General features: G+C 60.8%; 16 protein-coding genes and 3 pseudogenes. 5 read left to right on the top strand and 14 right to left on the bottom strand.

What is annotated here, in order from left to right; genetic code table 11:
• From F6X40_RS27010 to F6X40_RS26985, 6 genes and pseudogenes are all read right to left on the bottom strand, one after another.
• Positions 1-399: DUF3141 domain-containing protein (locus F6X40_RS27010; RefSeq protein ID WP_262421558.1), on the bottom strand; the 399-nt coding region annotated here is incomplete at its 3' end.
• Positions 400-669: 270 nt separating this feature from the next.
• Positions 670-837, bottom strand: a pseudogene (locus F6X40_RS27005) (IS110 family transposase); the annotation flags it as partial.
• Between the two features lie 124 nt (positions 838-961).
• Positions 962-3,322, bottom strand: a complete 2,361-nt coding sequence (gene aspT, locus F6X40_RS27000) for an aspartate-alanine antiporter (protein WP_187629889.1) — start codon at positions 3,320-3,322, stop codon at positions 962-964.
• A gap of 107 nt (positions 3,323-3,429) precedes the next feature.
• Complete coding sequence (locus tag F6X40_RS26995) at positions 3,430-5,091, bottom strand: NAD-dependent malic enzyme (protein WP_187629888.1); 1,662 nt, start codon at positions 5,089-5,091, stop codon at positions 3,430-3,432.
• Between the two features lie 476 nt (positions 5,092-5,567).
• Complete coding sequence (gene adhP / locus F6X40_RS26990) at positions 5,568-6,623, bottom strand: alcohol dehydrogenase AdhP (protein ID WP_187629887.1); 1,056 nt, start codon at positions 6,621-6,623, stop codon at positions 5,568-5,570.
• Positions 6,620-6,910 carry a hypothetical protein gene (locus tag F6X40_RS26985; protein ID WP_187629886.1) on the bottom strand — a complete coding sequence of 97 codons (291 nt, stop codon included), beginning with the start codon at positions 6,908-6,910 and terminating at the stop codon, positions 6,620-6,622. Before F6X40_RS26985 ends, adhP begins: the two co-directional genes overlap by 4 nt.
• 228 nt (positions 6,911-7,138) lie before the next feature.
• Here F6X40_RS26985 and F6X40_RS43605 point away from each other — a divergent pair.
• Positions 7,139-8,338, top strand: a pseudogene (locus tag F6X40_RS43605) (IS4 family transposase); the annotation flags it as partial.
• Positions 8,339-8,754: 416 nt separating this feature from the next.
• Here the strand turns inward: F6X40_RS43605 and F6X40_RS26965 are convergent.
• Positions 8,755-9,774 (bottom strand): IS110 family transposase, encoded by a 1,020-nt coding sequence (locus F6X40_RS26965; protein ID WP_187629882.1) that lies wholly within the window; start codon positions 9,772-9,774, stop codon positions 8,755-8,757.
• A 202-nt stretch (positions 9,775-9,976) separates the two neighbouring features.
• Here F6X40_RS26965 and F6X40_RS26960 point away from each other — a divergent pair, with 202 nt between their 5' ends.
• Positions 9,977-10,951 carry an IS5 family transposase gene (locus tag F6X40_RS26960; RefSeq protein WP_187629881.1) on the top strand — a complete coding sequence of 325 codons (975 nt, stop codon included), beginning with the start codon at positions 9,977-9,979 and terminating at the stop codon, positions 10,949-10,951.
• A gap of 188 nt (positions 10,952-11,139) precedes the next feature.
• Here F6X40_RS26960 and F6X40_RS26955 read toward each other — a convergent pair whose 3' ends face one another.
• From F6X40_RS26955 to F6X40_RS26940, 4 genes are read right to left on the bottom strand one after another with little or no spacing between them, the layout of a single operon-like run.
• Complete coding sequence (locus F6X40_RS26955; RefSeq protein WP_187629880.1) at positions 11,140-11,781, bottom strand: response regulator; 642 nt, start codon at positions 11,779-11,781, stop codon at positions 11,140-11,142.
• Positions 11,771-13,252 carry a response regulator gene (locus F6X40_RS26950; RefSeq protein ID WP_187629879.1) on the bottom strand — a complete coding sequence of 494 codons (1,482 nt, stop codon included), beginning with the start codon at positions 13,250-13,252 and terminating at the stop codon, positions 11,771-11,773. Before F6X40_RS26950 ends, F6X40_RS26955 begins: the two co-directional genes overlap by 11 nt.
• Positions 13,253-13,302: 50 nt before the next feature.
• Positions 13,303-13,716, bottom strand: coding sequence for a response regulator (locus F6X40_RS26945; RefSeq protein WP_187629878.1), 414 nt, complete (start codon positions 13,714-13,716; stop codon positions 13,303-13,305).
• Positions 13,713-15,221: a sensor histidine kinase gene (locus F6X40_RS26940; protein WP_187629877.1), complete on the bottom strand. Its 1,509-nt coding sequence runs from the start codon at positions 15,219-15,221 to the stop codon at positions 13,713-13,715. Before F6X40_RS26940 ends, F6X40_RS26945 begins: the two co-directional genes overlap by 4 nt.
• A gap of 85 nt (positions 15,222-15,306) precedes the next feature.
• Between F6X40_RS26940 and F6X40_RS42620 the strand changes: the two genes are divergently transcribed.
• A complete protein-coding gene (locus F6X40_RS42620) occupies positions 15,307-15,681 on the top strand; it encodes a hypothetical protein (RefSeq protein WP_262421557.1) in 375 nt (124 codons plus the stop codon).
• Between the two features lie 628 nt (positions 15,682-16,309).
• Here F6X40_RS42620 and F6X40_RS26925 read toward each other — a convergent pair.
• Genes F6X40_RS26925 through F6X40_RS26915 form a run of 3 tightly spaced genes read right to left on the bottom strand, consistent with a single transcriptional unit; the run spans position 16,310 to position 17,523 of the window.
• A complete protein-coding gene (locus F6X40_RS26925) occupies positions 16,310-16,738 on the bottom strand; it encodes a DUF5677 domain-containing protein (RefSeq protein WP_187629875.1) in 429 nt (142 codons plus the stop codon).
• 20 nt (positions 16,739-16,758) lie between these two features.
• The gene (locus F6X40_RS26920) at positions 16,759-17,232 is read right to left on the bottom strand and encodes a hypothetical protein (protein WP_187629874.1); all 474 of its coding nucleotides are present in this window, start codon (positions 17,230-17,232) and stop codon (positions 16,759-16,761) included.
• Between the two features lie 33 nt (positions 17,233-17,265).
• Positions 17,266-17,523 carry a hypothetical protein gene (locus F6X40_RS26915; RefSeq protein WP_187629873.1) on the bottom strand — a complete coding sequence of 86 codons (258 nt, stop codon included), beginning with the start codon at positions 17,521-17,523 and terminating at the stop codon, positions 17,266-17,268.
• A 900-nt stretch (positions 17,524-18,423) separates the two neighbouring features.
• Between F6X40_RS26915 and F6X40_RS26910 the strand changes: the two genes are divergently transcribed.
• Both F6X40_RS26910 and F6X40_RS26905 read left to right on the top strand, forming a co-directional pair.
• On the top strand, positions 18,424-19,257 hold the full coding sequence (locus F6X40_RS26910; protein ID WP_187629872.1) for a DUF932 domain-containing protein: 834 nt from the start codon (positions 18,424-18,426) through the stop codon (positions 19,255-19,257).
• Between the two features lie 134 nt (positions 19,258-19,391).
• Positions 19,392-21,633 (top strand): annotated as a pseudogene (locus tag F6X40_RS26905) (ParB/RepB/Spo0J family partition protein).
• Positions 21,634-21,716: the final 83 nt, after the last annotated feature.

The following is a 21,716-nucleotide window of genomic DNA, read 5'->3' as shown; positions in this document are numbered from 1 at the left end:
GTGCCCGGCGCGCGGATCGATGATCAGATACGGGCGCTTCTTCACGTCGACCACGACACCCTCCGGCGGCCGTATCGACAGCAGAGCGTAGTTGACGGGCCGCTCAAAGTGCCTCGCGTCGAGCACTACGTCATAGTCGAAATGCAACGCCGGCTTGATCCCGGCCTTGTTGCGCTCGATGAACTCGTTGCCGCGTTGACGCAAGGCATCCCAGAACAGAACGGAGCGCTGCGCGAAATCGGCCGTATAGTGCCAAGCACCCCATGGTGTGAACTGCGCCAGGTTGGGAATGGTGAGCGCGGACGTGCCACCGCCCCCCTTGATTGCGTCGCTCGTCCTCTGCCCGAACCGTTGCCAGGCCTCTTCCAGGCGATTGTGCAACAGGCGCAGGATTTTCAATGCGATCTCGTGATTGCGTGTCAGCTGTGTAATCTGGTCCATCTCATGAATCTCCTTAAGCAAAGCGACTTAACCTGGCACAACTGCTCATTCCGTTGCCTGGTTGCAGAGAAGCTTAGATGCCGACTGGATTACGGGCAGCACCAAGCACAAACCATCCGTCATCTGACAAATCCGTCATTTATGACAATGTATTCATTATAAACCCGGTCGATGACACGACGGTTGAGTTCAGCGGATCGCGTCGTTTCGCCGCAGCGTGGAAAAACGGATGTGCCGCGCTTTCGACTGCAGGCGCTTGCACAGGCGATCGATATCCGTCTTCGTTGTACCAATCTTGCCAGGCAGTTCGACTTCGCCTGTGCCGAGCGCATAGGCAACCGTGATCGAGTCCTTGTGAACGTCAAGACCCACGTAGAGCGTGCTGTCGTGTTCCATGCTGGCCTCCGTGTCGGAAATCGCCGGGTGCGGCCCTGTCCACACCGTGCGGCTCTGGCAGCAATGCTAACCCGCGTTTGATTCCTCACGGCGGCCCAGCTTTTGCCTCACGGAGTCATACTGTCTAGAACATATTGACCACAACGATGGTGAGCAACGCCATCACAAGGCGCGAGACCGCGTAGCCTGTCGCATAGCCGATGACTGGCACGTTCGACTTCGCGGCTTCCTGCAACGCGCCGAGCGCAGCTGTCGTCGACCGCGCGCCAGCGCAGGCGCCGACCAGGATGCCGGGGTGGAACTTGAACACGTACCGGCCGAGCAAAAGACCGACGACGAGTGGCACGATGGTCACCAGAACGCCGGCGAGGAAAAGCGTCAAGCCATAGTGCTGGATACCACCGACGAAGCCGAGCGCCGCGTTGAGTCCGATGCATGCGATGAACCCGTTGAGGCCGACGTTGTTGAATACCCAGATGGCAGGCCCGGGGATCTGGCCGAAGGTCCGCATAGTGGAACGCAGATAGCCGCAGATGATCCCGGCGACGATCGCGCCGACCGCGGTACCGAGGCTGAGGGGGACGCCGCCTATATGGATCGTGAACGCGCCGACAAGGCTGCCAGCGACGATGCCGAACGCCATGAACGCCATGTCGGTGCCTTCGACCGGGCGGTCGGCGTAGCCGAGCACCTTCGCGATCTTCGCGACGTCCTGGCGTGCGCCGAGAATCTTCAGCACGTCGCCGCGCTGGACCTTATGCTCGCGTTGCATCGGCAACGACACGTCGGAGCGCGTGACGTTCGTGAGGAAAACGCCGCGACCCGGCTCGCCGAACAGCGTGTCGATGATTTCACCGAGGGTCTTTCCGGCATAGCGCTTGTTCGTCACGACGAGATCGAGCAGCTCGGTCGCGAAATCGAGCAGCGGTACGTCCTTCACTTCGGGACCGAAGCAGTTCTCGTACGTGAGGAGCGCGGCGAGGCCGCCGGACACTGCGAGCACGGCACCTTCGGTGAGCACGGTATCGCGCGTGCAGTCGACGATGGCCGAGCCCTCGGTGACGCGTATGCGCCGCACAAAGATTTCGTGGTTGAACAGCGTTTCGACGTCGAGCACGGTCTTGCCGATCAGATCGGTGTTCGTCAGACGGAACGCACGCGCCGAATACTCGCGGTAGGCGGTGGGGCCGATTGCGGTGCCACCGCCATGGTCGCGTTCGTATTGTTCGCACTCTTTTGCGAGATCGAAGCGCATGAGCTTCGGCGCGATGTTCGCGAGCAGATACGCGGAGCCGATCGTACCGAACGGGTATGTTACGGCATACGCGATCGGCAGCAGCGCGAGCGCGCTCTGCAGTTGCGCGTTGGGCAGGCCGGATTGCTGCATGAGGTCGGTGGCAACACCGAGCACGGTCGAGTTCGTATAGCCGCCCGACAGCAGACCGGACGTGAGCGCCGCGTTATAGCCGAGCATCTTGCCGAGCGCAATGGCCGTGGCCGTGCCCGCGAGGCAGACGATGACCGAGAAGACGACTTGCGGTAGCCCGTCACTTCTCAGCGCGCGGATGAATTGCGGACCGACGGAATAGCCGACGGAAAACAGGAACATCGCGAAAAACGTCGATTGCAGCGCGGACGGCAGCTTGATGCCGATCTGGCCGACCAGCAGCCCGGCGAGCAACGTCGAGGTGACGACGCCGAGATTGAGTTTCCCGAGCCTCAGGTTTCCGATCCAGAAGCCGACGCCGATCGTGAGGAACAGGGCGATTTCCGGATACTTCTGGAGTGTTTGGACAAAGTATTCCATGGCGAATGACTCTTTATGTTTAGCTTCGCTTGCACAGCGTCGCATCCTGGCGCGCGAAAGGTATGTGGTTGATGCCGGATATCGAACATCAGTGCGCCTGAACCGGCATCGTTTTCTCTCTTCAATCAGGCTCCTTGCCGATGCGCGGATGACGGCGAACGTCGATCCGCGCGGCGCGACTAGGCAAAGGCGGTCGCTGCTGACGGGCGCTCGATCGGGCCCCTCTGTCGCGACCGTCGGATGGATGAAGCCGGCATCGATTGTTCCGTCGCGCAGCATCGCTTCGAGCGTGGTGCTCACGTCTTCGCAGAAGGGCAGCGTGATATCGGGACAGCGCTCGCGAAACGCAGCGACGAGTTGCGCAACCAGCGGCCCGGCGAGCCGCCGCACGCCGACGCGCACGACGCCGCTCGCGCCGCTGCCGAGATCGGTCAGGGCGTCACGCAATTGGCGCTCGGCGGTCAGCATCCCGATGCCGCTCGCGAACACCAATCGTCCCGCATCGGACAGCTCGACGAACCGCTTGCCGCGAATGATCGGCGGCGCGCCCACTTCGTCCTCGATCGCCTTGACCATCCTGCTGATTGTCAGCTGCGTCACGTTCATCTTTTCGCCGGCGAGCGTGAAGCTGTTCTGCCGCACGAGTTCGACGAAGTACCGCATTGCTCGCAGTTCCATATGCACTCGCTGTTTCCACGACCTGCCGGTTGTCGTCCCGACGACGTTGCATGCGTCGTCGCGCGTCCGGCACGTGGCACCTATCGCCCCTGTCCACCGCTTGACGCTTAGTACGCCGGGTTGTAGAGCAGGCTTTCGATCCACGCGCGGATCTCGCGAGGGCGGGGCACCTGCGCGAGGCCGGCTTCGAACATGTACTCGGCGATCCGGCTCGCCGTCGTGATCTCCGTTTCAAGGATGTGGTCCTGGCTCGGGAACAGCATCGCCTTGGCCTGCATCGACGGGCTGACCTGGTCGGCGGTCGCGTGTGCGGCGACGATGAAGCATTCATCTGTGAGCCGCGTCGGGCAGCATGCGTACGTCGCAAGACCGATCGCCGGGTAAATGTAGAAGTTGTTCGCCTGGCCCGGCCGATACTGATGGCCGTTCATCTCGAAATCGGGAAACTGCACGCCGGCGGCGAAGAGCGCTCGCCCCTGCGACCACGTATAAGCCTGCTCCGCCGTGCACTCGGCCTTCGTCGTTGGATTGGACAGCGCGAAGATGACCGGCCTTTCGTTGAGCCGGGCCATCGCCTCGACGACGTCTTTGGTGAACGCGCCGACCTTCGTCGACACGCCGATCAGGATGGTCGGCTTGAAGCTCTCGATCACGTCGAGGAAGCGCTTGCTCGGCTTGTCGTCGCGTGCCCACGCCTTCTGCGCGTCGGTGAGGTCGGTGCGCGACGCTTCGATGAGACCATTCACGTCGAAGAGCCGAATGCGCGCACGGGCGTCTTCGATCGACAGCCCCTTGGTTTGCATCTCAGCCGCGATCAGTTTCGCGATGCCGATCCCCGCCGAGCCCGCGCCCAGAAACACGATCCGCTGGTCGGCAAGACGGCCACCGGTCTGGGTCAGCGCGGCCGAAATGCCGGCGAGCACGACGGACGCAGTACCCTGGATGTCGTCGTTGTAGCACAGGATGCGGTCTCGATAGCGGTCGAGCATCCGGATCGCGTCCGTGCCCTTCCAGTCTTCGAAGTGCACGCAGCAGTTCGGGAACACTTCCTGAACTGCCTGGATGAACTCTTCGGTCAGCTCGTCGAGTTCGGCCTCGGAAAGCGGCAGCTCGCGCGTACCCATGTAGAACGGGTCGGCACGCAGCTGTTCGTTCGCGGTGCCGATGTCGAACAGCACAGGCAGCAGGCACGTCGGCGGCACGGCGGCGCACGCCGTATAGAGCTGCAGTTTGCCGATCGGAATGCCCATCCCGTTCGCGCCGATGTCGCCGAGCCCGAGAATGCGGCCGCCCGTCGACACGCAGATGAAGCGCACGTCACGCTCCGGCCAGTTGCGCAGCACTTCGGCGATGCGGCCCTTCATGTCGCGGGTGATGTACATGCCGCGTGCGCGACGATACAGATTGCCGAACTCGAGGCACGCGTCCGCGACGGTCGGGTCGTAGAGAATCGGGATGAAGCGCTTCGGGTCCGACATGATGGTCTTGTAGAACACCGTTTCGTTGCGCGCTTCCAGATCGATCAGATAGACGTAGCGTGCGAGGTCGTCGGTGAGCACGTCGAGATGCGACAGCACGCGTTCCACCTGACGGTCGAGCGGCTCGACCGCGTGCGGCAGCAGCCCTTCGAGTCCGAGCCTGCGGCGTTCGTCGCGCGTGAAGGCCGACCCTTTGTTGTGCGCCGGCTCGTGTAGCAGGGCCGCGCCAGTGAGCGGCGCGACAGGACGAACAGCGAGCTTCTTGTTTTCGATAGTGTGACTGGTACTCATGTTTGCAAATCCTCTTGATGTTTTACGAGGGGGTTGACGCAAGCCCGAGTGGACTTCCGCGTCATGATTCCGGGTAATCGTCCTTTTCGTGCATGTATGGACGCGTCGCCATGCGTGGTTTCGCTGTGCGGTGTAGCCCACGACCATTTTTCAAAGCGACGCCTGAAAACGCGTCAGGCTGAGCATTGACCTCCTGACCTTGGCCTTGCAACGAGCGACCGAACCGATGTGCTCTACGGCTTTCGATTTCCGCCCGACGATTGCTGACAGGTTCGCTGATGTTGAACGTCTAGCCGATCAGCGAATCGCCTTCACCGTTGTTGTTGAGGACGAGGTGGACGACGTCGCGCAGACACACCTAACCGCAGGCTCGGCTCTTTGACGTGCCGTCTGCGTTCAATCGCGTTGCTGTATTGGCCGACACGTACCGAGCGGGCCGCGCGGCCGGAACCCGCCGGCAGCGCGACCGCCCCGCTCTAGCCTAACCGCCTGCCGAGCGTCGGATCGTTCTCGAAATCGAGCACGATACGGCCTTCGATCTCGCCATGGTGCATCCGTGCAAACACATCATTGATGTTGTCGAGCGTCTCGGTCCTTACAGTCGCACGGACTTTGCCTTGAGCGGCAAAGTCGAGCGCTTCCTGAAGATCAAGGCGTGTGCCGACGATCGATCCACGAACGGTAATGCCATTGAGCACCGTGTCGAAGATCGAAAGTGGAAAATCGCCCGGCGGCAGACCGTTCAGCGAGACAGTGCCGCCGCGAGCAACCATGCCCATCGCCTGCTGAAACGCCTTGGGCGAGACGGCGGTGACTAGCACACCCTGTGTGCCACCCAGCTCCTTCTTGATGAAGGCTGCAGGATCGGTGTTCAACGCATTGACCGTCAGCGCCGCACCTAGCGTCTCCGCAAGCTTCAGTTTGGCATCGTCGATGTCAACAGCCACAACATTGAGCCCCATCGCCCTCGCGTATTGCACGGCCATGTGGCCGAGCCCGCCAATGCCCGAGATGGCGACCCAGTCACCAGGTTTGGTATCGGTGACCTTCAGTCCCTTATAGACCGTGACCCCCGCGCACAGCACCGGCGAGATCTCAACGAAACTGACATTCGCGGGGAGATGTCCGACATAGTTGGGGTCGGCGAGGACGTATTCAGCGAAACTGCCGTTGACCGAGTAGCCTGTGTTCTGTTGCTCGTCGCATAGCGTCTCCCAGCCGCCGAGGCAGTGCGCGCAGTGACCGCAGGCGGTATAGAGCCACGGCACGCCGACGCGATCGCCCTCCTTCACATGGCGGACGCCCGCGCCTGCCGCAACAACGTGACCAACGCCTTCGTGACCAGGAATGAAGGGCGGCTTCGGTTTCACTGGCCAGTCGCCTTCGGCGGCGTGGAGATCGGTATGGCAAACGCCAGTCGCAGCGATCTTGACAAGGATCTGGCCGGGACCCATCTCGGGTACGGTCACTTCCTCAATGACGAGCGGCTTGCCGAATTCGCGAACAACGGCCGCCTTCATGGTCTTCTTCATGATAAAACTCCTTGCGTCTGCTCGTCCGGCCTGGTTTCCTTGAGAACTGCTATCTTGATGGGCATTTGCGACCTTCGCGGGAACTGCGACGTTTGAACACTACGAGATGGCCCGGTGACGGGGACGTTTCTCTCGTCGTCCAGTCGGCCGAGCATCAGCACAGGCCGCGGTGCCGCCGTGCGCACGAACCCGATGCGATCCGGGTCAATGGCCATCATCGGTACAGCCGGGTTTTCGCAGCCGCGCACTCGAGCGCTTGCCAATTGGTTGGTTACGCTGTTCAGCATGTCAGACTCCAGTCGAGTAGGAGAAGGCGTGAGCAATGAGGCCGGGCAGCAGCCGGGCATTCATCGTCGACGGCCAGAACGTCTCTTGATGGAGTCAATTGTCTGCGGGACGCCCCGCGCCCGGTATCGGGGATCGGAATGGTCATTTGTAGGCGTTCCCCTACAAAAAAGTGCCGGAGCGGTTTAGGCCACTTGCAAGCGTCTGCAACAACAAGAAGAGCTTGAAGGATGGCAAGAACGGCAGCAACGATACCCGGCGGTGCGAGGCTGGCGGACTATCTGACGGTGGGATATCTGGCGCTGAATTGCTCGCTGGGGCAGGTCAAGGAGGCGCTGGTGTAGTGCGGCGTGCAGACGCGGCTACGCCGCGACATGCCGCGGGAAGTGCTGGTGTATTTCGTGATGGCGATGTGCCTGTATCCGCGGGTGGCCTATGAGGAAGTGTTTCGTCTGGTGATCGAGGGGCTGCGGCGCATCGACGGCGACCAGGTACGCGACGCGCAGGTCAGCAAGGCGGCGATCTCGCAGGGGCGCACACGGCTGGGCTGGCAGGTGATGCGCAAACTGTTCGCCCGCCAGGCAGCGCAACGCCCGCGGGCGGCGGGCGGCGGGCGGGGACTATGCGGGGTATCGCGTCATGAGCGTGGATGGCTCCACCCTGGATGTGCCTGATGAGCAGGCCAATGCGCAGGCGTTCGGGTATGCGCAGGGCGGGCGCGGTGAGGCAGCGTATCCGCAGATCCGCTTTGTGGCGCTGGCCGAATGTGCGACGCACGCGCTGTGTGAGGTCCAGATGGGCGGGGTGCGTGAGGACAGCGAACAGGTGCTCACGCGCCAGCTGTTTGCGGCGTTCTCCAGCGAGATGCTGGTGCTGGCCGATCGCCTGTTCTTGGCTATGACATGTGGCGCGACGCGGTGGCCACCGGCGCGCAACTGCTGTGGCGGGTGAAATCGAATCTGCGGCTGCCGTGCGAAGTGCCGCTGGCAGACGGTTCGTACCTGAGCACCGTTTATGCCAGCGACACCGAGCGGCGACACCAGCGCAACGGCATGCAGGTGCGGGTTATTGAGTATCGCCTGGAAGGCGTGCCTGACGCTGAGCCGCAGTATCGCCTGATTACCAGTTTGCTGGATCCGGCGGTGGCACCTGCCATTGAGCTGGCGGCGCTGTACCACCGGCGCTGGAAGATAGAGGAGATGTTCGACGAGATCAAGACACATCTGTGCGACGGGAAGAAGGTGCTGCGCAGCAAGACGCCCGATCTGGTCCGTCAGGAGTTCTATGCGTTAATGCTTACGCACGCGACCATTCGCCGACTGATGTACGAGGCTGCACAGGATAGTGGGCAGCGACCTGAAGACCTGTCCTTTGTCCACGCCGTGCGCGTGCTGAACCGACGCCTGCCCGAGGCGGCGGCCGTTCCCCCTGAGCAGTGGCAAAGCTGGAGGCTCAGCCTGCTGCGGGAAATTGCCAGCGGGCGCGCAGTGCAAAGCCGCGGCAGCCGCACTCCCCGCGGCGTGAAACGAAAAATGTCGAATTTCCGCATCCGGCGACGATCGGAGCCGCTAAGGCAACGCTTATGTGGACGCCTCCCGGATTGCAAGCGGTTTTATCACGTTGGCTGGTAGGTAAGGTCGCACGCTTATGTCCGGCCTGTTTGCGCAGGTCGTGATGCCTGCTGGCCTCTATGGAATGCGCTGGCGGGGTCCTCATCTGATCATCGAACACAAAGGTTCATATGCCTTATCGGGTTATCCCTGCCCCGGTCCAACCTGTTAGCCAATGTGGGTCTATCGCTTGCGCACCTCGATGAAGGAAGTAGGTTAATTCACTGGTTGTGACATCAGTTCGTCAGTCCGGCCGCTTGAACGGGTTGATATCTGTCGGTGTGCGCCAGGACGGCCCAGATAGTTCTGGCTAGCTTGTTCGCTACCGCCGCGACGGCGACATTGAAGGGTCGGCGGCTGAGCAGTGCGTCGACCCAGTCGCTATGCTTACCCCGGAGGACAACGGAGCGTGCCCCGTGCATGAGTAGGGTGCGTAGGTAGGTATCTCCGCGTTTGCTCAGGCCGAGTTGACGCACTCGGCCACCGGTCCCGATCTGGCGCGGCACCAAGCCGAGCCACGCGGCAAACTCACGTCCTGATTTGAAGTTGCGTGCATCGCCAATGGCGGCCGCCATGGCTGTGGCGGTGAGGAGACCGACACCCGGACTGTCGCTGAGTTTGCGGCAGTCCTCGTTGTTCCTGAAGGCTTGGGCGAGGCGGCGCTCCAGAACGGCGATCTCGCCGTCGATTGCCTGTACACGGGTCCACTGTTCACGAAGGCTGTCGACGAGCAAACCCGGAAGACGGTCGGCAACTCTGGCGAGACAGGCGGAGATGTTGTCGGCAAACGCGCGATATCCCTCCGGCAGCACTTCACCGAATTCGTAGAGAAGGCCGCGCAGGGCGTTGGTCTGCATGATGCGAAACTTCATCAGTTGCGCCCGAAGCCGGTGCAGCGCGAGAATGGCCTGCTGCGCTTCGGTCTTAACGGCGACAAACCGCGCATCGGGCTGCTGAGCAGCTGTCCAGATCGCCCGCGCGTCGGCAGCATCAGTCTTGTTACGCAGAACGAAGGGACGCACTGAGCGTGGGGCAATGAGCTTCACGTCGTGGCCGAGGCTCATCAGCTGTCTGGCCCAGCAGTGAGCGCTGCCACACGCTTCCATGACGACAAGCGAAGGCTCGCGCCTCGTGAAGAATTCGATGACCTGGTTGCGTTTGAGTTTTATGCGCTGAATCTCCCCGGTTTGAGCCATAACGGCATGCAATTGGAATACGTGCTTGGCTATGTCCATGCCGATTACGGTGGGTTTCATTTGAACCTCCTCAAGTGGCGAGATGCAGGCAAACGCCGGAAGCTCTCACTGATGATGGCAGAAAGAGGCGGCGGTCGCCCGTGTCACATCGGACGCTAGGTGATCGCCGCCGGAGAAAGGCGTCCATCCCATCTGATTAAGTCCACCGATTGTGCGCCTCAAGCGTTATAGAGCGCACAGGAAACGACAAACGCAAAACACGATGAAGCAACAAACGCTCGCGATGGCCGCAGATCAAGGTGCAGGATTCGAGACCCGACGCAAACGCACGCGTCGCGACGAGTTTCTCGACACGATGAATTCGATCATGCCGTGGGCGGAACTGGGCGCGGTGGTCGAGCCGTTTTACCCGAAACGGGGCAACGGCCGCCCGCCCATTGGCCTGGAGCGCATGCTGCGGATTCACTTTATCCAGCACTGGTTCAATCTGGCCGACTTCGCCTGCGAAGAGGCGCTTTACGACAGCACCAGCCTGCGTCGCTTCGTGGGAATTGATCTGGGCTGCGAGGCCGTGCCCGACGCAACAACGTTGCTCAAATTCCGGCGACTGCTTGAGACGAACAAACTGGGTGAACGACTCTTTGCCGAGGTGGGGCGCGTGCTGCAAGCCAGCGGGATGAAGCTCAGCAGCGGCACCATCGTGGATGCAACGCTCATCTCTGCGCCGAGCTCGACGAAGAATGAGCAGAAGGCCCGCGATCCGGAGATGCATCAGACGCGCAAAGGCCAGCAGTGGTATTTCGGCGCGAAGCTGCATATCGGCGTCGATAGCCAAAGCGGCCTGGCCCATAGTGCGGTGGTCACTGCCGCCAACGTGCACGACAAGCATCCCCTGCCGCAATTGCTGCACGGGCAGGAGCAACGCGTCTACGGTGATAGCGCCTACGCGAGCCAGAAAGCGCTGATTCGCGGCAAAGCGCCCAAGGCACGCGACTTCACCAATCAGCGCGCGCGCCGTGCGGGCGAAGTCGACGAGGTAGCGCGCGGCAAGAATCGCAACAAGTCGAAGATCCGGGCCAGGGTCGAACATGTATTCGCAGTAGTCAAGCGCCTCTGGGGTTTCACCAAAGTGCGCTATCGCGGGCTGGCAAAGAACGCCAACCGTGCTTTTGTAGCGCTGGCCCTCGCCAACGTCTATCTGTTGCGCCGACGATTGATGGCACAGGTGCGCCCGTAGTGGGCGAAAAGCGGGCCAAAGGCCCGTGCAAATGGCCCGAAAGGGCCGAAAACCAGAGGTCATAGCTCCGCTCACGGTGATCAGACCTCGAATCATTTTGAAATCGAAATTTGCGGCGGCTTGTTCAGCGTTGCCCTAAATCAGCTGATCGTGCCCCAAGGTAGTTATGAAACGAACAGTATTTGAGTTTAGGCCAGAAGTCCGTTTTCGACCGCGTAGCGGGCCAGTTCCGCGTTGCTGTGAAGTCCCATTTTCTCGAGGATGCGCGTGCGGTAGGTGGTGACGGTCTTGGGGCTCAGGTGAAGCATGTCTCCGATCTGCACCAAATGTTCACCCTTGGCCAGCAGTTTCAGGACCTCGATTTCCCGATTCGACAGCGCTTCATGCGAGGCGGCGCTTTGTCCGCCGATCATGCTGGCAAGCTTCTCAGCCAGTGATGGGCTGACGTACTTACTGCCGCGCGCGGCCTTGCGAACCGCCGCCACCAGCGTGGCGGTCGGACTGTCCTTGGTGAGATAGCCTGCAGCACCCAGTTTCAGCGCACGCAGCGCATAGATTTCTTCCGAATAGGTGCTGAGAATCAAAACAGCGAGTCTGGGCTGCGCTACGCGCAAGCACTTAAGCAATTCGAGGCCATTTTTGCCGGGTAACGCTATATCGACCAGCGCGACATCGAAGTTCGGGTCCCGCACGAGGTGCAGCGCATCGGCTGCCGTTTCGGCTTCACCGACCACGCGAATTTCCGGCGCGGAACTTAGCATGAGGCGAACCCCGTTCCGGGCGACGGTGTGGTCATCCACCAGCAATACCTTGATCAACTCAGCTTCCACTTGTACTCTCCATCGGCAGTCGCAGCAATACAGTCGTGCCGACGCCAGGTCGCCCGGTCACGACCAGGTTGCCGCCGAAATGCCTTGCACGCTCATGCATGCCGAGGATGCCCCACGACGGGTGGTTGGGCACGTGTTCGGCTTCGATGCCTTTGCCGTCATCGTGGATTTCGACGATGATCTCACCCTCCGCGGCTGCCGCGCGAATCGATACACGTGATGCTTCGGCGTGGCGCTGAACATTGGTGAGCGTCTCCTGTACGATCCGGAACAGCATCGTACTGCGTTCGGAGTCGATTTGTGTCGAGACGGCGCTCTCGTCAATTGCGCACTCGCAGACCAGGTCCGAGCGCGTCTCTATCTGGTTCGCATACCAATGCAATGCCTCCCATACGCCAAGCTGGTCCAGTATGCTGGGCCTCAGGTCCGTAATGACTCTGCGCACCGCTGCCATCGCATCATCGGCGAGACGGGCCGCGTCGATCAACAACGGGTCGGGAGAGCTGCCTGCCTGGACCGACCGCTCGAGGGAAACCGATACGTATGCCTTGATACCGGTGAGCAGACTGCCGAGTTCGTCGTGTATCTCCTGAGCGATGCGCTTGCGCTCATTTTCCTTGATCGTTTCCTGATGTGCGGCCAGTGACCGTAATGCTTCCCGCTTCTGCCGCAATACATCTTCGGTCAGCTTGTTTTGCGTGATGTCGACCAAGATTCCCTGTATAAAAAGCGGCCGGCCGGAATCGTCGAGCACCGCCTGTGTCTCGTCGCGAAACCACAGGATCTGGCCGTCTTTGGCCAGCAGGCGGTATTCGATCCGTCGCGGAGCATTGACAGCGAGACTGTTAGTCATGGCCTCCCGCACATGTGCGCGGTCGTCCGGGTGGACCTGTCTCGCGTGCAGTCCGCTGTCAGCCAGCCACTCCTGTGGTGAGAAGCCGAGAATGGCGATCTGCGGACTGATGTATTGCAGCGAACCAGACTCGCCGCAGGAAGAGATATAAGTGATGGCCTGAATCTGTTCGACCAGGGTACGGAATTTGGCTTCGGCCTGGCGTTTTGCCTCCAGCATCTGCTGCGCCCGTAACATACGCTGGATCACGCCTGGCAGCAGCTTCAGGTACTGGTGCTCGGAGTCTTTACCCAGGTAGTCCCGTGCGCCCCGTCGCATCAATTCTGCCGCTACGGCCGCGCTATCTCCGCCGGTCAGTACCATAACGGGCACGGCGATCTCCCCCGTGTCGTGGGCTAGCGCCGCAAGGAACTCGAGACCGTTCAGGTCTGGAAGATGGTAGTCGAGCAGAATGCAGTCCGGCCTTTGCGCATCGACTAGTTGCAACCCCTCTCTGCCCGTTTCCGCTTCGAATAACACGAAATCGCAAGTCGGATCCCTGGCAAATGCGCGACGGCAGGCCATCCGTTCCACCATATCATCTTCTACCAGGAGTATGCGAATCTGCGGTTTCGTCATGGTTGGTCAGGCTATCGTCAATGCCTGGAAAGTACTTGGTGTGCCGCTTTTCATGGTAGTTCGCTGAGGGACCAGTAGAGATCGATCGAGCGCATGACTTCCACGAATTGCCGATAGTCCACCGGTTTTGCCATATAACCGGCCACGCTGAAATTGAAACTGTTTACCTTGTCCTGCTTTTCCTCAGAAGTGGTGAGTACCAAAACTGGAATTCGCTTAAGCTGGTCATCGTTCTTGACCACCTGAAGAAACTCGATACCATTCATGACGGGCATGTTGAGGTCGAGCAGAATGATGCAGGGCTTTTCGTTGGCAGTATTGCGCAGATAGGCCAACGCTTGCTCGCCGTTTTCTTGCGGTATCACCGGATTGGCCACATGGATTTCTTTGAGAGCACGTCTGATGGTCATGATATCGACCTCGTCGTCCTCAACGAGAAGAATCGGCTTACTCGGTGTCTTCATGCAACTTGCTCCAGGTGTGGTTTGCTTGCCGTGCCGACGGGCAGGGTAAAGAAGAAGGTACTGCCGGTCCCCGGCGTGGATTCCAACCAGATTTCTCCCCCGTACATCTCGACAATTTTCTTTACCAACGCGAGCCCGACCCCGGTACTCTCGACCCTATCGCGCGGCGCGAGGGTCTGAAATAGCTGAAAGATCCGCTCGAAATGCCGCTGCTCGATGCCGGGGCCATTATCGGCCACGGAGAACTGCCACCGGTCGGCTTTTGCGACACAATTGATCCAGACTTGGCCGTCGGGCTTGTCCATGTACTTGATGGCATTGGATATCAGATTCTGAAATACCTGCTGGATCCGGGTTCGCTCGCAAAAGACAGTGGGCAGGGGGGCCTCGATGGTCACCGCAATGTTCTCTGACGGTGCGAGCAAATCGATCACTTCGCGCACCAACAGGTTGAGTTCGACCGCAACGGATGTTTCCTTGACGCGACCGACGCGCGAGTATTGCAAAATACCGTCGATAAGCGCGCTCATCCGGTGCACGCGGCTGATCAGTAGTCGCATGTGCTCGCGACCTTCGTCGTCGAATTTGTCCGCGTAATCGGTCGAGAGCCAGTCGGCCAGCGAACCGATGGCCCTTAGCGGCGCTTTGAGGTCGTGCGACACGACGTATGCGAAGTTTGTTAATTCCTCGTTGGCGCTGCTGATTTCCTGCAACAGGCGCAAACGCTGCTCTTCGGCGTGCTTGCGTTCGGTGATGTCGCGCACGACCCCCGTGAACATGCGGCGCTGTCCCAAGTGCATTTCCGCCACGGCTAGGTCCATCGGGAAAGTGGTGCCGTCCTTGCGCAAACCGACGACTTCACGGCCGACGCCGATGATTTTTTTCTCGCCGGTCTGCCGGTATTGGGCTAAATACCCATCGTGCATGTTGCGGAACGGCTCCGGCATCAGCATCGAGACGTTCTTTCCGATCATCTCGACGCCGCTATAGCCGAACAGGCGCTCGGCGCGCGGATTCACGCGTTCCATCACGCCTTGTTCATCGATGGTGATAATGGCGTCAACAGCAGTGTCGACGATCGCCCGCATGCGGGCTTCACTTTCCAGTAGCGCCTCCTCTGCGCGCTTGCGAGAGGTGATGTCGTGGATCGTCGCCATGACCAGTTTCAATCCGCGATCGGTCCTGAGCGGCGACAAACTGACTTCGATCGGAAACTCTCCGCCGTCCTGCCGACGGCCGAGCAGTTCCATCCCGGTACCCATGGGGCGAGCATGCGGAGCGGCAAAATAGTCCACGCGTTTGCCGATGTGCGCTGCCCTGAAGCGCTCCGGCATCAGTACTTCCATTGGCCGCCCGACAAGTTCCGAGCGTGGATAGCCGAAAAGCCGATCGACAGGCGGATTGGCATGGACAATCTGGCCATTACGATCGACGATCAGCATTGCTTCCGTAGCGGAAGCCAAAAGCCAGTTCAGAGTCTGGCCTTCCAGGATGTGTTCTTTCACGTAGTCCTGCAGAGTCCTTATACCGGCAATAAAGTCTACCAGCGCCGGGCTGTTGCTGCGCCGGAGAGTTAAATAAGCACTTGACGTGAAGCCAACTTCGTTGGCCCCATGTCTGCGCGTCGAGCAATCCGGCAATGGCGGCTTTGCCTGCGTACGTCAGTTTCTGCGCTCCGGACTGGACGAGCAGATCGTCACCCTGCGCGCCCCGGATCATCGCGACGCAGTCGATTACGAATGTCCCGCCATGGCGCTCACCATGCGCCTAGTCCGTCACGTGGCATCCACCGGCAAGGTACGCGTCCTGATGACCAATTTACCCGACAGCGCACGCTATCCGGCCTGGTCGCCGAAACAGCCGCGCGTCGCATCGCGCCACGCAATCGTGGCCGTCGACGGCGTCGGCCGGTCGATCAGCGTCACCGCGGCGGTAAAGCATCCGTCGGCGCCGTGCGCCTTCTGACAGCGCTGCTCGGCCCCTTCCATAGCGGCCAACAGGCGCGAAGGCGTCCCCAGCAGACAGATGGTCTGCGCCCACGGATCCATCACGTTTGCGTTTGCCAGCATGTCGAAACTCCTTGCGAAAGCGATCGGTTTAGCATTGCTTCTGGACTTTGGGACGCGGCGAAGGGCAGCGCGCGCCGTTCTCTCCTGCGACGGGCATGCTGGCGACTTATCCACCATTCACAGTCCTCGTCTCGTCAGGCGGTAACAGCGGCTGGCCGCGGCCTTCGTGATGCCAAGCATGCATCGGCCACGCGCGAAGGTTGTTCTGCATCGTCTGCTGCGCGCCGTTGCGCGCGCCGGGCCGGCCGTGCTGGCCCCGCCTGGCCGGGGGAATAGAGATATGGCCTGAAGCACTCTTGCGATGCGAATGACATATTTCTCTCCCTATACTTGCAAGCCAGTCCGGTTTTTATGCTCAACCGCTCGTGCGACTCTTCCAGACGTCGATTCCAGCATAAGGATCCCCGCGAGCGGCTGCAAAGCTGCGTTTGGACATTGACCTCATACCTTGGGCTATGCCGTGTCATACTTCAGTATGGTCCAACCAAATGCCATAACCCTGCGGTTCCAAAGTCGTCGCTGATTTATTTCGGCTTGCGGCCCGCTGCACGAAAAGATTCGCACTCGCTATTGCAAATGTCGTAGCTTTTTTTGATCGGATCCTTCAGATGCTGAGGAATATTCGGGTCAGTCAATATTCCTTTATAGACGCGGCGCTCGCCTCTCAATTTCTCGTACTTCATTTGGCCGACGTAGTCGGCATCGGACTCGAGCATCCTCATTGCTACGAGTGCTTCGATCATCGACCGGACATGTGTAGCGGAATGCGTACTCATATGGGCATTCGCGAGTCGCAACGTCGCTTCGAATTGCTCGGCAATTGTCGGTACGAGGCCGACGCGCGAACGGTCGGGCCAGCCCTTTGGGGGACGCGAGCGAACAATGATGCTGCGAAGATCGTCAAGAATCTGCCCCGACGTGTCGAGAAGTTGCGAGACCGTTATTGTGTTCATCTTCTTGAGCCCTGAGGCGGTCAGTCCTGCTCGAACCCCTTGCCAGACATATAGGCATCGAAACTTGCAATCTGCTCGTCGCCAGGGGGATCGTGCATGAAGTCAAAATGCCGAATACTGTCGGCAATGTCTCGGCGGCTAACATAGCCCATGCTGTATTTGCCGTTCTCCAACTCAAAGTCAAGCGAACCGCACCAGTTGTTGATTCGCCCATAACCCGGCATAAGAGCTGCCTGCTTGGGATTGCCGCTGACTTCGTGTTTTGCAAGCGACACGCGAACCCACTCCAGACGTGTGAACGGGATGTAGGTATGTCGGAGTTGCTTATCAAGTTCAGCCACAATCGCTTCGTCATTCAACACCTGCTCGATCTGCTCTATTCTGATTCTGAGACCAAAGTGCGAACCCGCCTTGTCGCGCTCTTTCAGTGACGCCAGTTTTTGCTCGAGCCCGTGGTTCCTCTGCCACTTGATGATTTCTTTTGCACGCTGCATCCAAGTCCGCAATAATTCATAAGCCGCGAAAATTCACATTTGCGACTGCGCGAGCAGAAAATGCGTATCAGCCGGGGTAGAGTCTGTCTCAAACAGCTCTCGCAATACCTTGTATTCCAGGGGCATGAGAAACTGATCTACGAGGTTCAGGTTCTGCGCCTGAGAACGCAGGTACATATCGTCGGAGAAAAAAACAAGGTTCGACAGCGATTGGTAGAGCGCCATACTGTTGATTGCTTCCGGGGCCTCGTACCGCGGGCCTTCGTTGTGTTCCTCGAATTCCCCGTCCATGTTCAATGCTCCGTGAGTCGGCGAAATAGGCGTGCTCGTTCCGGTGCAATTTTATCGCGAGGCGTCGCTTCTGGAAACACGGGTCCGTTCCCAGCCGCGAAGCGCGCATATCGAGGCTGACAACTGAACGACAACTGAAGCCGATCGGTCACCTATGGCATTTGATGGGTGCCAGCGGCGGTTGCAGCTTGGAAGCTACCGTGTGCGGAGAGTGTTCGTACGACGGGCCAGGGTCGAGTGTTGTCCTCGCGCAGGGCGAAGAGCCTTCTTTCGAAGTAGCCGGTTGTCCAACGACTGCAGAGCAACCTATAGCGCCCCTTGACCGGCGATCGGCCAATGACCGCAAAGGCCGAGAAGCTGTATTCAGCCTCGCGTCGGTGAATGGCCGCTAGTCGTGGTTGAACAGCCGCAGATCCCGCGGCGCCCCTAACGACGGCAGATGGACTGCCGGGATGATTGAAGACAGCGAGCTGTCGCAGTATGAACCGGGCCGCGTGCCTCGTTCAATTTCGTCTCGGTCACCAAGCCGCGGCACAGCCATACCCCACTGTCTATTTCGGTGTCGCGATCAATCACATCGCCGCGGGTCCTGCGCCAAACCCTGCCCGGTCAACCCGAGGCTCGACATGCACCCGGCTCCCAGCTCCCCGCCCTTGACCCGCGACCGTAGCCGATAGCGGCCACGCATCAAGGGGCGAGGGACCGTGTTGCCCGCACCCCTCCCTCGCCTTTTTCCTTGACGCCTGCCCGCTATCGGCTCCTCGAGTCGCACGGGCGGGAACCAGGGAGCCAGGCGGCAGCAAAGCCAACCCCGAGTTCCACCGGAAAGTGTCCAGCCGCAACGGCAAACCACATTCCACCGCCCGGTTCAGGTCCTCAACCTTGACTGTGGAGACTGCCATGCAACTCGCTTCCTCTTTCCATTACGGCTCCCCGATGCTGCGCGCTGACTCGCCGCTTTCAGACGATCAGATCCGGCGCGTCGCCCCGTCCATCTTCGCTGATGGCAAGCACGAAAGCCGTTCGGAACGTTATACCTATATTCCGACCATCGACGTCCTGCGTGGTCTTCGGAACGAAGGCTTCCAACCGTTCATGATCTGCCAGACCCGCGTGCGCGATCAGGGCAAGCGCGAATTCACGAAGCACATGCTGCGGCTTCGCCATGCTGATCAGATCACTGGCGAGGAAGCCGATGAGATCGTGCTGCTGAATTCTCATGACGGCACCAGCAGCTACCAGATGCTCGCAGGCACGTTCCGCTTTGTCTGTCGGAACGGCATGGTCGCGGGCGACAACATCGCCGATATTCGCGTACCGCATAAAGGCAACGTCGTACAGAACGTGATTAACGGCGCGTTTGACGTTCTCGACGGCTTCGACCTGATCCGCGAGCAGAAGGAAGGTATGCGAGCCGTCGAACTGAACCTCGACGAACAGCATGCGTTCGCCCGCTCCGCCCTCGCCCTGCGCTACGACCCGACCGACGCCGAGGCAGCCGCTCCGGTCACCGAAAGTCAGCTACTGGTGCCGCGCCGTTTCGAAGATCGCCACGACGATCTCTGGACGGTCTTTAACCGGGTGCAGGAAAACCTCACCAAAGGCGGCCTGCACGGGCGCTCTCGCAGCGGGCGCGCCATGTCCACGCGCCCCATCACCGGCATCGACCAGAACGTGAAGCTCAACCGTGCGCTGTGGATGCTCGCTGACGCCATGCGCCAGATGAAGGAGTAAGCGCCGCAGGGGCGAAAGCGTTTTGCCTCCCTCGCTCCGTCACATTCCATCAGGATTCCTATCCGGGTCACGTCCTGGTGGAATCGGACAGCACCCGACCCGGAACCTTCCTTTTTATTTTTCTGGAGTCAGTCATGCAAGCTCAAGTCGAAACCGTCAAGGCGAACACCGACGAAGCCGTCTCGCCGCTCGAAACCAACTTCGGCGACGAACAGCCGCTCGTCACCGTGCCGTATTCCAGCCTGCGGCCCTCACCGCTCAACGCCCGCACGAAACCGCTGTCGGGGATCCCGGCGCTCGCCGCCAACATCCGGGCGAGGGGCCTGCTGCAAAACCTCGTCGTCCACGACATGAAGCGATCGCGTGGCAAGCAGCGCCGGTATGGCGTCTGCGCGGGCCAGCGCCGGGAAGCCGCGCTCGACCTGCTGTTCGAACAGAAGCATATCGTGGCCGACTATCCGGTGCCGGTGCGAATCGTCAGCGAAGGCGAAGCCCTCGCCATTTCGCTGATCGAGAACAGCGAACGCGAAGCACTCGACCCGTTCGACGTGCTGCGCGCATACCGGATGCTGGCCGAGGAAGGGCGTAGCGTCGATTACATCGCGGCGCTTTTCTCCGCCTCGCCGCTCACGGTCAAGCGGCGCATGAAGCTCGCCAACGTATCGCCCAAGCTGCTCGCCAAGCTGCGCGAGGACGCGATCACGCTCGAACAGCTTGCCGCACTCGCCCTCGCAGACGACCACGAAACGCAGGAACACATCTGGTCCGACGCGAACGGGTGGCAGCGCCAGCCGAACTACCTGCGACAGGCGATCACGCGCGCCGAAATCGATGCGAGCCGCAGCCGCCTCGTCCGATTCGTCGGCCTCGCCGCCTATGAAGCAGCGGGCGGCTACATTCGCCGCGATCTGTTCAGCGACGACGAAAACTCGGGCTACATCGCCGACGCCGAACTGCTGCAGAAGCTCGTCGCGCAGAAGCTCGACGCTGCTGCCGCCGAAGTGCGGGCCGAGGGATGGGGCTGGACGGAAACGCGCATCGAACGCGATTTTGTCGAACTGAACCGCCACGGCAGGTTGCGCCCGGTGCAGCGCCCATACACCGAGGACGAGCAGCGCGAAATGGACGCCCTCACCGCGCAGCAGGATGAACTCGCCGAAAAAATCGAAGCACTGGCGGAGGACGACGAAAGCGCCTATGAGGAAGCCGACCGGCTCAACGACGAAATTGAGCGGGTCAATGCGATGCTCATCGCACTCGAAAACCGAGCGCTCGCATGGGACACGCATCAGATGGCCGAGACGGGCGCATTCGTGATTGTCGGGCCGCAGGGTGAGTTCGTCATCGAGCGCGGCCTCGTGCGGCGCGAGAGCAGCGCGGCACTGGACGCGGCAGGGGCAACCGTCACCGGCATCGCCGCAGCCGAAGGCCCGGACGCGCCGTCCACCAAGGCTCCGAAGATCAAACCCGTCCACAGCGCGAAGCTCTGCCAGCGGCTCACGGCGCACCGTACCGCTGCCGTCCACGCGGAACTGGTCGCCCGGCCCGCCATGGCGCTCGTCGCCCTGCTGCACTACCTGACCCCGAAGGCACTGCCCGAGCACTTCGGGCACACGTCTGCGCGCAGCTATCTCACACTGTCCGGCGAGAACAACCACGACAGTCTGCTGCGCGCGGCCGACGACCTGTCCGCCAGCCCCGCGTGGAACGCCATCGAGACGCAGCGGACGCGCTGGATCGATGAACTGCCTGCCAGAAGAGCGGACCTGCTGCCGTGACTGATCGAACAGGACCCCGTCACGACGCTGCTCGACCTGCTTGCATTCTGCACCGGCACCCTGCTCGACGGCATCGCGGGCGAGGAAAAACCGCATGCGATCAACACGCTTGCGGGTGCGCTGAACCTCGACATGACCCGGTACTGGACGCCGACGCGTGCGACGTATTTCGATCACGTCAGCAAGGCACGCATCGCGGACGTTGTCTCCGCTGCCGTGTCACCAAAAGCCGCCACCGACCTCAACAAGATGAAGAAGACCGACGCGGCAACCGCCGCCGAGCTTCGGCTCGCAAAGGTGGCATGGCTCCCGGAAATACTCACCGATCGCGAAGCCCCGGCCACGCACGTCACGGGAAAACCGTGACGACGAGGATGAAGACGGCGCCGATGCGGGCGATACCGGCAACGGCGCGGACGACACACCGGAAGACGAAGACGTCGATGCTGAGCCGGATGCCGGTAACGGCACGGAACACGTCAACGATACGCCCGCCGACGCAGAAGCCGCCCCTGTCGCCAGTAGCCCGCTGACGTCGTGGCCGTACCCGACTTCGGACAGCATGGACAGCGCGCAATCCGGCCCCCTCGTAGCGTGATCCCACCTTTCGCCCCGGCAACGGGACGAGGCAGGCGGCAAGCCTGAATGCGCCGCCTGCCAGACCTGAACCGGTGGAACACA

This window comes from Paraburkholderia sp. UCT31 (assembly GCF_014397655.1).
GTDB classification, from domain to species: domain Bacteria; phylum Pseudomonadota; class Gammaproteobacteria; order Burkholderiales; family Burkholderiaceae; genus Paraburkholderia; species Paraburkholderia tuberum.
The sequence above is the reverse complement of the archived record's forward strand: the minus strand, read 5'-3'. Positions and strand labels throughout refer to the sequence as shown.

Excerpts from the sequence above, each read along its gene's own strand:
- aspT (WP_187629889.1), bottom strand. The coding sequence starts at position 3,322 with ATGGAACTGCGAGCAATGCGGTACTTCGTCGAACTCGTGCGGCAGAAC.
- F6X40_RS26995 (WP_187629888.1), bottom strand. The coding sequence starts at position 5,091 with ATGAGTACCAGTCACACTATCGAAAACAAGAAGCTCGCTGTTCGTCCT.
- adhP (WP_187629887.1), bottom strand. The coding sequence starts at position 6,623 with ATGAAGAAGACCATGAAGGCGGCCGTTGTTCGCGAATTCGGCAAGCCG.
- F6X40_RS26985 (WP_187629886.1), bottom strand. The coding sequence starts at position 6,910 with ATGCTGAACAGCGTAACCAACCAATTGGCAAGCGCTCGAGTGCGCGGC.
- F6X40_RS26965 (WP_187629882.1), bottom strand. The coding sequence starts at position 9,774 with ATGAAACCCACCGTAATCGGCATGGACATAGCCAAGCACGTATTCCAA.
- F6X40_RS26960 (WP_187629881.1), top strand. The coding sequence starts at position 9,977 with ATGAAGCAACAAACGCTCGCGATGGCCGCAGATCAAGGTGCAGGATTC.
- F6X40_RS26950 (WP_187629879.1), bottom strand. The coding sequence starts at position 13,252 with ATGACGAAACCGCAGATTCGCATACTCCTGGTAGAAGATGATATGGTG.
- F6X40_RS26945 (WP_187629878.1), bottom strand. The coding sequence starts at position 13,716 with ATGAAGACACCGAGTAAGCCGATTCTTCTCGTTGAGGACGACGAGGTC.
- F6X40_RS26925 (WP_187629875.1), bottom strand. The coding sequence starts at position 16,738 with ATGAACACAATAACGGTCTCGCAACTTCTCGACACGTCGGGGCAGATT.
- F6X40_RS26920 (WP_187629874.1), bottom strand. The coding sequence starts at position 17,232 with ATGCAGCGTGCAAAAGAAATCATCAAGTGGCAGAGGAACCACGGGCTC.
- F6X40_RS26915 (WP_187629873.1), bottom strand. The coding sequence starts at position 17,523 with ATGGACGGGGAATTCGAGGAACACAACGAAGGCCCGCGGTACGAGGCC.
- F6X40_RS26910 (WP_187629872.1), top strand. The coding sequence starts at position 18,424 with ATGCAACTCGCTTCCTCTTTCCATTACGGCTCCCCGATGCTGCGCGCT.